Below are 12,029 nucleotides of genomic sequence, written 5' to 3'. Positions count from 1 at the left end.
GTCACTAAAATAATTATTAATTGATCGAAAGACTTATTTCTTTGGATTCTTCTTCCATGTGACGATCATCAAAATCATCTTCCAATGCTGGTGTAACATAATAGTTAATAGTTAAAGCAGAAGTTGATGTACTGATATCTTCAAAACTAACTCTATAACTGGCATCTTCCTCTATCTCTATAATCAATTCCTCATTAATACCTAAATTAGATAATTCATCTTTAAAATACGTTTCAAATTGATTAATTACTTGTTGGTTCGACGGTGCTTCTGACAAACCAGAGATCCACGTCTCCGTTTCTTCTAATGCAACATCTTCACTATGTAATATTGCTTCGTCAGCAAATGTAAGTCCCATATCTCTTAACTTATCAAGTTGTAATTCTTTTTCCGTAGATTGGTATTGTATAGCACTATTTAGTATATTAGACATAATGGGTGGTGTAATAATACCTATTACTGCTATGATTAAGATAACAACTATGAGGACATAACCACGTTCAGAAGTGAGTTTATTCATCCAATTCCTCCTCTGTTTCTACATAACCGTATAACTCTGCAGCGGGTGTTACAGCACCCTCAGAAAGAGTCGTTGTATAGATTTGTATTCTTACACGTTGAAGGGACAAAGTATGTTCTGCTTCACTATGGGCATTAGACTGAATGTACTCTACTACGGGATAATACTCACGATTGTTTGCAGAGATTGGAGAATCCACGGAAGAGCTTTCTCCATTAGCTTTAACTTGATCTAAAACATCTTCTGCAACATTCACAGCTGTCAATTCATCTTCTGTTTTATTTGCTAAGAGCATGGATTGCGGGAAGAAATTCATAAAACCTATCAACACAATACTTAAAATCGTAATCGCACCTAACACCTCTATTAATGTAAGGCCGCTAGAATCTTTTAATCTATTTTTTATAGTAGGCATCTAATTCTCCTCATCTCTTAAAAGAAAGTGGGTGGTCAATTGAAATATTTACGAATAAATAATCAAAAAGGAATAACATTAGTCGAAGTGTTAGCTACATTAGTTATTATTTCTTTGATCACTACACTTGCCTTTCACGTTTTAGCTAATGCTCTGCAATACAGTGAACAGACAGACTCTCATGTCAAATTGCGACAAGAGGCTAATCTTATTATCACTCAAATGAGGCAAAAGCATCAAGCGGAAACAGAAGATTATTCAATTTCTTTTAATCAATTCACCCACGAAGATCGGTATGATGTGATAAGTTTATCGCTAAACACTAATCAAGTTTCTAGTTCAGAAAACGTAACTATCGATGGAAGTGAATCACTCGGTGTTGGATTTACGCTTGAGAATAGTTTTGGCAATGAGTATTCCATAAACACAACGATTGAACCAAGAAAAGAAGTAGAAACAGAATCTAGTTTAAGTGTATCCTTACCTGAATTCGGACAAGATTTTTATTCCTACTTAAGAGACGAAAATGTCTTTGTGTACGGGTCCAATCTATCTGTAGGCGGAAGTGTTCCTGTATCAAGTGAAAGTAAAAATGGACAAGTTGTAATTAATAATCGTAATCAATCCGACATTAGTTTTGATGGCAGCTCTTCTGTATCAGTACACACTATATATATTGATAAATCAGGAAACAGTGTGAACCTTTCAGGAAGTGCATCATTAGGAGAACAAGGTAAAACAGAGTTAATTAGCATAAAAGGTAAAACGAATATTTATGGTGGAGCAAATTTGAATAGTGAGGACTTATTTTTGGATGGAGATGTCGACTTTCGCAGTGGAACCATTCATGCTGATACTGTCTTGATCAATGGGAACTTAAACATGAGTGGCGGCGGAGCAACAATCAATGCCAATCAACTATATATAAATGGTTCTTTAACACTCCCGCAAGGAACGATAAATGCAGAAGATACGTATGTAGATGGTGATCTAACTATTGGTTGGGGAGGAAACAACAACATAGAAGATTTATATTTAAACGGGGAATTAAATAACGAAACGAATAGAGAGGTTTCCATAGAAGGTGACTTCTCATCTAGTACTTTCCCTTCTTTACCTAATCACCCAGACCAATCAATGCCAGGATTAAGAGCTGCAGAATGGTACGAGGAAAACGGCTACGAAAACAATAGCACGCTTCAATCAGACAATTTAGTATACTCTGAAGGAAATGTGAACATTCATGCTCAAAATAATAATCCAGAGAATTTTGTAATTGTAAGCGGAGGCGATGTCACTATAAATTCTAACTGGTCTCAATTCGATGGTGTGATCTTTGCTCCGAATGGTAGGGTTACTTTTACTGGAGAAAGTTTTACTGGTGTAGTTATTGCACGAGATGGATTTGATGTATCAAATGGTGGGTCAAGCATATCATTTAAAAACATTGATCAATATTTCGATTCTAATTCAGAACTACCCTTTGACGTAAATTAAATCGAACTACCTCTTAAAGAACAAAACTCCTTACCACCCTGTATATAAGGAATGGTAAGGAGTTTTTATCAAGTTAATCTATACTTCTCCACAATGTCATTGCCGCATAACTTCTAAATGGCGCCCACGCAGCACCAGCCTTTTCAATCATTTCTCTCTTAGGTTTCTCTTCCATTTTCCAAACGTTTTTCAAAGCATTTTGGATTCCTACGTCTGCACCTGGAAGTAAATCATCTCTACCGAGTGCGAAAAGCAACCAATTTTGAACCGTCCAAGGACCTACTCCACGAATTTTCCCTAAATCCTTCATGATCTCTTCGTTTTGCATTTTTGAGATTTTATGAAGGTCTATCTCGCCATCTACAATCATTTTAGACGTATCAATAATATACTCTGCTTTACGTCTACTGAACTGTAAGTCTTGAAGTTGCTCATACTCTAATTCAGCCACTTCTTCAGGTGTAGGGTAGAACCAAGACCCATCAACTTGTTTACCGAATTTGCTAACAAAACGAGTCGTTAAAGTATAAGCAAATTTCATGTTCAATTGTTGATGAATAATAACTTTCATCAAGGAATCGTATAAATGAAAGTCACGTACAATAGGTGTGCCTGGATAAGAGAAAAAGACCATTGCAAGATCCGTTTCCTCAAAAAACTCATACACTTCCTCTAAATCTTTATCCCATTGAAATAAATTCCTGATATGTTCAAAGATGATGTCTTGGTCTTCATCATGGTCAGACATAACGGAAAATGTTGGCTTTTCAGTCGTGCCTTCTGCTTTGACTCGTACGACACATTTGTTATTTGGTAATCTCACAGGTATGTCTACCCATCGCTCTTTTATATCTACGCGAACAAGCGGATCCATGTTCAAACGCTTCAACGTATAATCAAAATCATACATACCAGCAGCGTGATAATATTCCTTCCACATATTTCTCTCTCCCTTATTGCTTCAACTATGACTAGTGTACAACTTGGCACTCCGTAATAGCAAAAAATTTATCTGTGTTGTGTTACATTATTCCAAACCGCTTCATCCAGTGAGCCAAATTCATATCCCCGTTTCCTCAATTCATCAATTAAGTACCCTAACGCCTCTGCATTATCTTCAGAAACAGCATGCAGTAAAATAATGGCTCCAGGATGCACTTGTTTTACTACTTCTTCAAAAGCATTTTCCCAACCTTTATTTTGGTCTTGGTGCCAATCCACTAAGGCAACCGTCCAGAAAACATTCGTATAACCTAGCTCGTCCGTTAACTGTAATGTTCTTTCGCTAAAAACACCTTTAGCTGGGCGAAATAAATTTACCTCTTGTTGATCTGTAACCGATGTGATTTTATCATCCAATGCCTTTAAGTCTGCTTTTACCTTTTCATCACTTGTTTGCGTGTAGTCTAAATGTTGATCGGAATGATTTCCAATAATATGTCCATCATCGACCATTCTACTTACTAATTCAGGAACATCATCTACGTAATGTCCGGTTAAAAAAAACGTCGCAGGAACTTGTTTCTCCTTCAATGTATCAAGGATTGATTCCGTATAACCCTGCTCATACCCGTTATCAAAAGTAATGTAAACCTTCTTTTCTTTTTCATCCCCTAAATATATACCATTGTACTTCTCAATCAAACCTGCATAAAATCCTAAGTCAGGAGCTCGTTCTTCAAAGTTTTTCTTATACCCATATCCATACGATTCATTTGAAGTAGCTGACATCGTATTAACAACTACTAACATTAATATAACGATTAAAAACAATGTACGTTTCATTTTCATCCTCCATTCATTTCATACATTTAGTATGGCTGAATAAAGTAAGAATCATGAGGAACTATACATTGTAGTTAGCGTGTAATATTTGGATGTTTTTTTAAAAAAAGCCCTGCTGCCTTAGCAACAGGGACTTTCAAAAGTTACAATATGACGGCAGCAATCATTCCAAAAATAAACAGTGGAATATTGAAGTGTAAGAACGTTGGGACACATGTATCCCATATATGATTATGTTTGCCGTCCACATTCAATCCAGCTGTTGGTCCAAGTGTAGAATCTGATGCTGGTGACCCAGCATCACCCAAAGCACCTGCTGTCCCAATTAATACAGCAATTGCCATTGGAGAAAATCCTGCGGCAGTTGCGATTGGTACATAAAGCACGGCGAGAATTGGGATGGTACCAAAGGAAGAACCGAGCCCTAAAGTGACAATTAATCCGATTAATAGAAGAACAAATGCAATCATAAGCTGATTACCTTCTAACCAGCCAGAAGAAGCTTCGACTATAGCTTCTACAGATCCAGTTTCACGTAAAATACCACCAAAACCAGAAGCTGCTAGCATAATAAAAGCAATCATTCCCATCATACTAATTCCCTTGGACATCACTTCTTCACTTTGTTTAAGTGGAACTGCAACGAGAAGAAACATAAGAAGTAACCCAGTAAGTGCTCCAAGTACCATTTCCTCGGTAAAAATTTGAACGAGTAAAGCTGCAACGATCGCTAATAAAGTCATGGCATGTTTTCGTTCAAATGCGAATGGTACATCATCTGTGACGCTATAATCACTTGGCTCTCCTTCCGGTTTAACTTGTGCATAGTCACGTTTCTTTCTATATGTGATGAATAAAGCAATCAATAACCCAACAACCATTCCTAAGCCTGGAATAATCATGGCAAGGGTTACCTGATCAAGTGCAATATCTACACCATTTAATTCCATTTCATCTACAATAATGACTTGAAAAATTAATCCAAAACCGAGCGGAATCGTCAGGTAAGGTGCTTTAAGTCCAAACGTTAAAGCCGTTGCAACAGCTCGACGATCCAGTTGCATTTTATCAAAAACAGCAATTAATGGTGGAATTAAAATTGGAATAAAGGCTATATGCACAGGGATTGCGTTCTGTGAAAGAGAAGCAATTATAACAATGACAATTAACATTATGCCTCTTCGTCCTTTAATTAATCGCTTTAAAAACTGGACAAGACCTTTGGTGATACCTGTCAAACTTATTGCAACAGCAAAACCGCCTAATAAAATATAGGAAAGAGCAGTGTTTGCATTCCCTGTTAAGTTTTCCACAAATAATTTAGAAGTTTCTACTGGATCTAAACCAGACATCAACCCTGCTGCCATGGCAGAAACGATGATAGCCAACAACACATTGACCCTAAATAAGCTTAATATAACTAATAATAAAATAGATAGTATAACTGCTATTGCCATATAGATCTCCCTTAAATAAATTTTTACGTTATCGCGTTAGCACTTTATCATGATAAAATCATAAATTAAAAAAATCAACCCCCATTTAAGATCTTTTTTCTCAAAAGGGGGGATTCATTATTTTAACTTTTCTTCCATTTCATTTAGCAAGGCAATATATCGGTCTATATCCTCTACGGTTAATTTTTCTGGGTCCACATTCTCAAACTGTTCTAACAAATGAGCCAAGCGTGCTCTGACCGCTTCTAAATTCTGATCTTGATGTGCCATTAGTATAAACTCCTTACGCCTCAATGATTTCCACAATTTCTTCAACTTCCATAGAAGGGACGACAGACTGTACCATCGAACAATTATTCGAAGCTGTGTGGAGGCTTTTCTGTAGTTTTTCTTGATTCAAATCTTTACCTGTAACCTTAAACGTTAACGTAACCTTTTCAATTTTTCGAACACTGTCGTCACTACGTTCCACTTCCGCTTCGATCGTCATATCTTCATAAGCTACTTTTTGTTTTTCTAGAATTCGTTTATAAACAAGAGCGCTACATCCTGCCAAAGACGCGACCATTAGTTGGAATGGACGATAACCTTGTGTTTCATCTCCTGAGATATTTAATGGACCAAATTCATATTCGCCTGTCATAAGATCTTCTGTGACATTAAACTTCATGATTTCATTCTCCTTTATAGCTTTATTGTCAATTGTCGTATTTTATTTTAACACGTAATTCGGGTACAATGTCATCAAGTTTGTTTCAGAAAGGAGGTATTCGTAATGGTGAGTGTTCGTACACGTTTTGGAATATTAGTAGCAATTGTAGGAATCTCTGGCTTTTCACAAGGAATGTTGCTCCCTTTAATAGCTATCCTATTAGAACAACAAGGTGTTTCCAGTGCTGTAAATGGGTTTCATGCTACTGCACTTTACATAGGAATTTTATTAATCTCACCTTTTCTAGAGCCTCCATTGCGAAAATTTGGATATAAACCAGTCATCCTCTTTGGTGGAGCACTTGTCTTTAGTTCCTTATTTTTCTTTACAATCTGGGATGCGATCTGGTTTTGGTTCATCCTAAGATTATTAATTGGAGTCGGTGATAATATACTCCATTTCGGTACACAAACATGGATCACTACCACTACTCCTAGTTATAAAAGAGGTCGCTCTATTGCCATCTATGGATTAGCATTCGGGTTAGGTTTCGCAGTTGGTCCATTAATGACTCCACTTATTGAATACAGTCCATCTCTACCTTTTATTATGAGTTCTGTTTTATGTCTTATTGTTTGGAGTCTGATGTTCTTAGTAAGGAATGATTTTCCCGTACAGGAGAACGAAGAAGATATTCATGTCACCTCCACAAGTTCAGCGGGAAGGTTTATAGAAGTTTTTAAATATGCTTGGATTGCACTATTAGCTCCCTTCACTTATGGATTTTTAGAAACTTTACTCCACAGTAATTTTCCGGTGTATGCGATGCGTCTTGGGCATGAAGTTGCTGTAATTTCATTTATCATACCTTGCTTTGCTGCGGGAAGTATTATTTCGCAAATTCCTCTTGGGATGTTGAGTGATCAAATCGGAAGGCGTAAAGTCTTATTATTCGTACTAAGTGGTGGTGCTGTTGTCTTTACTTTAAGTGCATGGGTAGAATCCTCCGTTCTTGGTCTAGTACTTACTTTTTCCATTGCCGGCATGCTTGTCGGGTCTCTTTATTCTTTAGGGATTGCATATATGACTGACATGTTGCCACGCTCCTTGCTGCCTGCAGGAAACATTTTATGCGGGGTAATGTTCAGCCTTGGAAGTATCGCAGGGCCACTCTTCGGAGGAGCTTATATCGATTTATTTGCAGGTTATTCATTGTTTTATCTAGTCGTGGTGTTTCTATTAATTATGCTCGCTATATTGTTTACAAAAAAGCAAAGTTCCCCCGCTTCTTCATAGAAGGTGAATAATAATAAACCTCCAACGACAACTCAGTCATTGGAGGTTTAACATTTATTTTCTTAACAGTCTTCTTTTATTTTTACTAAGAATAGCGTTGACCTCGCCACCAATTAAGATCATCATTCCTGAAAGGTATAACCAGATCATTAATACAATGACACCACCAAGGCTTCCATAAGTAGCAGAATAATTACCGAAGTTGCTTACATAGTAGGAAAAACCTAAAGATGTAAGCATCCAGCCAACCGTGGCAACAATAGCTCCTGGAAGTGCATGACGTAACCCGATTTTCTTACTCGGCGCCAAAATGTATAAGATCGTCATAACTAAAATAATAATAAGTCCAGAAATGACAAATCGAAGGGAATTCCAAATTGCCAAGAACTCTTCTGAAACTCCGGCAAACGAGAATATATACTCCCCAATTTGCTGACCAAAAATTGGTAACACAAATGCGACTGCAATAACTAAAATCATTAGAACGGTTAATGCAATCGAAATCCCACGTTGAACAATAAATGAACGTTCCTCATCAATATCATACGCATTGTTAAACGCTTGCATGAGGCCATTAACACCTACAGATGCAGACCATACAGTACCTAAAATACCTAATGATAATAGTCCACCGTTTTGATTTTCAAGCAAGGAATCAATGTTATCTCGTATCATCCCCATCGTATCAGGAGGTAGATAACTGTTTAACATATCAAAGATTTGATCTTGCGAAAGAGGCATATAACCTACTAATGTTAATAAGAAAATCATAAATGGCATTAAAGACAATAAAAAGAAATACGCTAACATTGCGGACATGCCGGTAACATCATCTTCTTGAAACTGCCTCAAAAAATCCTTCCAAAATTGCTTCTCGAAAATCAACCACATCACCTACTACTTAAGAGTTGTTTTGATCTCTTTTCTCCAATTTCGTTTCAATTTCATCTAATTGATTTACTAGCTTATCTGTACTCGTAACAGCTTGATTAAGCTTCACTCTAACTTGATGAATTGCTGTTGAAGGGTTTTGGTAATAGTAACTAAGATGCTGTTTTGCACCTTTTGACTGGTTTAATATATAAGTACGCTCTTCCTTTTTAAATAATGATACAATAAATCCAATAAGTGCTCCTGCTACAATTCCTTTTTGCCATAAACGCATAAATAGTCCCTCCAAATAAATATTTTACAAATCATTTTCACTACGAATATCATCTAATAAAAACTTACATGCTTCTGATACTAATGCATATGTTTCCTCGAAATCACCAGTTAAATAGGGGTCTGGAATCTCATTTACTGTTGTACCTGGGACATAGTCCAAGAGCTTTTTCAGCCTTGCATTGGATTCTAAAGTCTCAAGCCTTCTTAATTCATGTATATTATCCTCATCCATCGGCACAATGTAATCGAAGTGCGTAAAATCATCGATCGATACTTGTCTACCCATTAATCCTGTTGTTGCGATTCCGTGTTCTTTTAACTTTTGAATCGTTCCCTCATGCGGTGCTTCTCCCACATGATAGTCAGCTGTTCCTGCCGAGTCGACAACAAACTTATCATCTAACCCTTTATCGCTAACAAGCTGTTGAAAAACAGCCTCTGCCATTGGGGAACGACAGATGTTTCCTAAGCAGACAAATAATACTTTCACCACATTGATCACCTTCTTCTCTATATTCATAGCTAAATTATTCCCTAATTACATATAACCTATTTCCTAGTTTTATAAACCTAAATCACCTGATAGGAACGTGTTTCTTTAAGATTTCTTTGTGCCTGTTCAATTCTATGACGTGTTTCTTTTGAAATCTCTTCTAAGGTCATCGTTTCGTAATCACTTGGTTCAATGGGTGCGCAAATCGTTAAGTGGACAGTACTGGGTTTCATTTTACCACCATTTGCCTCCATAATCTCGTATGTTCCATCGATCATGACTGGAACTACTGGAACATTTGCCTTTTTTGCAAGTGAAAAACTTCCACTTTTAAAGTCGTTCATTTCCCTACCTTTTGACCTAGTACCTTCAGGGAATATAGCTAAATGATGGCCATCTTTTAATAATTGAATCCCCTCTTTAAAAGTCTTTAAGGATTGACGCCGGTCTTTACGGTCTAAAAATAGGCACCCCATTTCCGACATCCAACTTCTAACTACCGGCAACCTTTTTAACTCCACTTTCGCTACAAACCCAAATGGACGGTTGAAGTAACCGAGCAAAGTAATAATATCAAAATTCGCTTGGTGATTGCTAACTAGTAAAAAGGATGATTCAGGTAAGTTTTCTTCCCCCGATATAACCACCTTCGACCCGGAAGCTTTCATTACTTTTCTCGAAAAATTCCTAGCATATTGATGAACAAATTCGTCATACTCCCTGACCTGGTAATCTTCTTTTGCTGTGGCTTTTACTTTTCTTAAAAAGGGCATCAAATAAATAATATACCCAATTGCTGTTGCAAAAACTCGAATCGTTCGCATGTGTTCACCCCTCTTTGTTGTCTTATAGGTATAGTTTACAAGAAAAATATCGATAATAGTAGGTTATGCTATATTTATTTAAACCTAAGAACTATGGTAAGATAGCTTTAATATAGAAAGTAATAGAAAGGGCGATTTCCTATGTATCAATCTTTACTAGCAAAAAAAGATGTTCTCATATTTGACCTGGACGGTACATTGTATGAAGGTACCGAGCACTTTAAACTTCACACTGCAAATTTAAAATCTTATCTAAAAGAAGATCTACAAAATGCATTTCAAAATATATATGACCAATCACAGGCCGGAAATCATCCGCTGCAAATCGGGAAAGTCTATGACGGTGAACGTGATTTAATATGGGCATGGGACCCGTTTACAGAAGCACTTACAGAAGCACGTAATTGGGATAATGAAATAATCAACGTGGAAAATGCACCGAAATTCATCGGGACACATGAATTCGACTTTTTTAAATGGGTGCCAATTGGTGATGGTTGGTGGCCTCCATACGCGATTGCAAGACACTTTGGAATTGACCCAGCAACCATTCAAGAGTCTTATAACAAAACGAAGGAACAAATGGCTGAATTAGATGGATTTCTATCTCAGACCCCTGGCTTAAAAGATTATCTAGCTTCGTTTGACGAGCATCAAACTCTCATTGTCTGCACCAACAGTGATGTGGATGATGCGAAACGTTTACTTCAGTTTTTAGAACTAGACTCATACTTTGATGACCTCATTCCATCCGCTAGAAAACCCGTGGATACCAAGCACCACTTCCAACATGTGTTAGATAAATATGGCGTGGAAGCAAAGCAGGTCGTTTCGATCGGAGACAACTTCATGAATGAAATTGCACCTGCCTTACAAATAGGAATGTCAGCAGTTTGGTTAACAGAGGCTGCACAAAAACCTGTAGATGATGAACGCTTGATTTTAACAGAAACGCTTTCTCAATAAGTTCAAAAATAAAAGAAGGAGATCGTCTTATTTCTCATTAAAGACGGTCTCCTTCTTATTTGATTTATACTCGGCTCCATATTCTAAATCAACGCCATTCAACCCTCTTTTACTTATTCATCCACTCTCTCAAGAACACTGGCAAATAATCATATTGGAAAAGATCTGTTGGATAATCCAGCACTTGATCATTATCTTGCGCAATCACTTGAGCTACTTCATTAAAGGTGCCCATATAATCTTCGTATAAAAACTCAAAGCTCACTGTTTCTTCAGGGACTAAGTTTTCCTCACAAATTTTCGGGTCCATGTAATTCACATACGTTCGACATGGCAATGGACGCCATTCATATGCCAGGCACGTATTAGTTTTTTCATCAAGTAAAGGGCACGGTAGCTGTTTTTGCATATATTCATGTTTGATATCCCCTGCTTCGAAATCTAGCGAGGTATTATGTTCAATCTTTTCGTGATACTTCTCAAAATAATTTTCTAAATGACGTTTGATATAATCTTGGCGTTCTGGCTCCATGTTTTCAATTGCATACGTAATCATTTTCGCTTCTAATCTAGTCGTTATGATTGGAAAATAACAACAAAAGGCACATCCCATAAAGCATGTGGGCTTCATGTCCATGTGTTCGTCCATTAAGTCCATTTTATGAGAAACTTCTCCTAGTAAGTTATGGTAACTATATAAAAGCACTTGGCGATCAGATAATTCGTTGTTATTCAGTTGATTCTCCGCTATTTCCGTAAACCTTTCCTCTTTAAAATCAAAGGATTGCAGGCGGTCTAATCGAGCTTTGACTTCGTCTACTGTGCGATGTGTCATAAAACAAAACCTTTCTTATTATTGCGATTTACTATATTATAAAGGATAAGTATGAATTTTTCCTAATAAATTACGTGCATTACTCTTTTTTATCTCTTCAATAGATGGTAAAATATCTAGTG

General features: G+C 36.9%; 15 protein-coding genes. 3 read left to right on the top strand and 12 right to left on the bottom strand.

Translation table 11 applies throughout. The annotated features are described in order from the left end of the window. Positions 1-16: 16 nt before the first annotated feature. Positions 17-520: a hypothetical protein gene (locus tag G532_RS0107080; RefSeq protein ID WP_027964166.1), complete on the bottom strand. Its 504-nt coding sequence runs from the start codon at positions 518-520 to the stop codon at positions 17-19. Continuing rightward, entirely contained in the window at positions 513-935 is a 423-nt protein-coding gene (locus G532_RS14970; RefSeq protein WP_035512726.1) for a type IV pilus modification PilV family protein, read from the bottom strand. Before G532_RS14970 ends, G532_RS0107080 begins: the two co-directional genes overlap by 8 nt. 39 nt (positions 936-974) lie before the next feature. Here G532_RS14970 and G532_RS0107070 point away from each other — a divergent pair, with 39 nt between their 5' ends. Beyond that, positions 975-2,432 (top strand): type II secretion system protein, encoded by a 1,458-nt coding sequence (locus tag G532_RS0107070; RefSeq protein WP_027964165.1) that lies wholly within the window; start codon positions 975-977, stop codon positions 2,430-2,432. Between the two features lie 73 nt (positions 2,433-2,505). Here G532_RS0107070 and G532_RS0107065 read toward each other — a convergent pair whose 3' ends face one another. The 5 genes from G532_RS0107065 to G532_RS0107045 form a co-directional block, all read right to left on the bottom strand. Next, on the bottom strand, positions 2,506-3,372 hold the full coding sequence (locus G532_RS0107065; protein WP_027964164.1) for a DNA-3-methyladenine glycosylase family protein: 867 nt from the start codon (positions 3,370-3,372) through the stop codon (positions 2,506-2,508). Positions 3,373-3,440: 68 nt separating this feature from the next. Further along, positions 3,441-4,217 (bottom strand): delta-lactam-biosynthetic de-N-acetylase, encoded by a 777-nt coding sequence (gene pdaA, locus G532_RS0107060; protein WP_156882558.1) that lies wholly within the window; start codon positions 4,215-4,217, stop codon positions 3,441-3,443. A gap of 143 nt (positions 4,218-4,360) precedes the next feature. Then, positions 4,361-5,674, bottom strand: coding sequence for a Na+/H+ antiporter family protein (locus tag G532_RS0107055; protein ID WP_027964162.1), 1,314 nt, complete (start codon positions 5,672-5,674; stop codon positions 4,361-4,363). A gap of 117 nt (positions 5,675-5,791) precedes the next feature. Beyond that, positions 5,792-5,944, bottom strand: a complete 153-nt coding sequence (locus G532_RS16190) for an SE1561 family protein (protein ID WP_169513900.1) — start codon at positions 5,942-5,944, stop codon at positions 5,792-5,794. A gap of 13 nt (positions 5,945-5,957) precedes the next feature. Next, positions 5,958-6,344: an OsmC family protein gene (locus G532_RS0107045; RefSeq protein ID WP_027964161.1), complete on the bottom strand. Its 387-nt coding sequence runs from the start codon at positions 6,342-6,344 to the stop codon at positions 5,958-5,960. 105 nt (positions 6,345-6,449) lie between these two features. On the opposite strand from G532_RS0107045, the gene G532_RS0107040 reads away from it, so the two are divergent. Continuing rightward, entirely contained in the window at positions 6,450-7,622 is a 1,173-nt protein-coding gene (locus tag G532_RS0107040) for an MFS transporter (RefSeq protein WP_027964160.1), read from the top strand. 54 nt (positions 7,623-7,676) lie between these two features. Here G532_RS0107040 and G532_RS0107035 read toward each other — a convergent pair whose 3' ends face one another. From G532_RS0107035 to G532_RS0107020, 4 genes are all read right to left on the bottom strand, one after another. Continuing rightward, a complete protein-coding gene (locus G532_RS0107035) occupies positions 7,677-8,513 on the bottom strand; it encodes a YihY/virulence factor BrkB family protein (RefSeq protein WP_027964159.1) in 837 nt (278 codons plus the stop codon). 10 nt (positions 8,514-8,523) lie between these two features. After that, entirely contained in the window at positions 8,524-8,787 is a 264-nt protein-coding gene (locus tag G532_RS14965; protein WP_035512724.1) for a hypothetical protein, read from the bottom strand. Positions 8,788-8,811: 24 nt separating this feature from the next. Then, positions 8,812-9,282, bottom strand: coding sequence for a low molecular weight protein-tyrosine-phosphatase (locus tag G532_RS0107025; RefSeq protein WP_027964158.1), 471 nt, complete (start codon positions 9,280-9,282; stop codon positions 8,812-8,814). Between the two features lie 77 nt (positions 9,283-9,359). Beyond that, positions 9,360-10,106: a lysophospholipid acyltransferase family protein gene (locus tag G532_RS0107020; RefSeq protein WP_027964157.1), complete on the bottom strand. Its 747-nt coding sequence runs from the start codon at positions 10,104-10,106 to the stop codon at positions 9,360-9,362. A gap of 141 nt (positions 10,107-10,247) precedes the next feature. Between G532_RS0107020 and G532_RS0107015 the strand changes: the two genes are divergently transcribed. Continuing rightward, on the top strand, positions 10,248-11,072 hold the full coding sequence (locus G532_RS0107015) for an HAD family hydrolase (protein WP_027964156.1): 825 nt from the start codon (positions 10,248-10,250) through the stop codon (positions 11,070-11,072). A gap of 109 nt (positions 11,073-11,181) precedes the next feature. Here G532_RS0107015 and G532_RS0107010 read toward each other — a convergent pair whose 3' ends face one another. Then, a complete protein-coding gene (locus G532_RS0107010; protein WP_027964155.1) occupies positions 11,182-11,907 on the bottom strand; it encodes a YkgJ family cysteine cluster protein in 726 nt (241 codons plus the stop codon). Positions 11,908-12,029: the final 122 nt, after the last annotated feature.

This window comes from Halalkalibacillus halophilus DSM 18494 (assembly GCF_000423105.1).
Taxonomy (GTDB): Bacteria; Bacillota; Bacilli; order Bacillales; family Alkalibacillaceae; genus Halalkalibacillus; species Halalkalibacillus halophilus.
The sequence above is the reverse complement of the archived record's forward strand: the minus strand, read 5'-3'. Positions and strand labels throughout refer to the sequence as shown.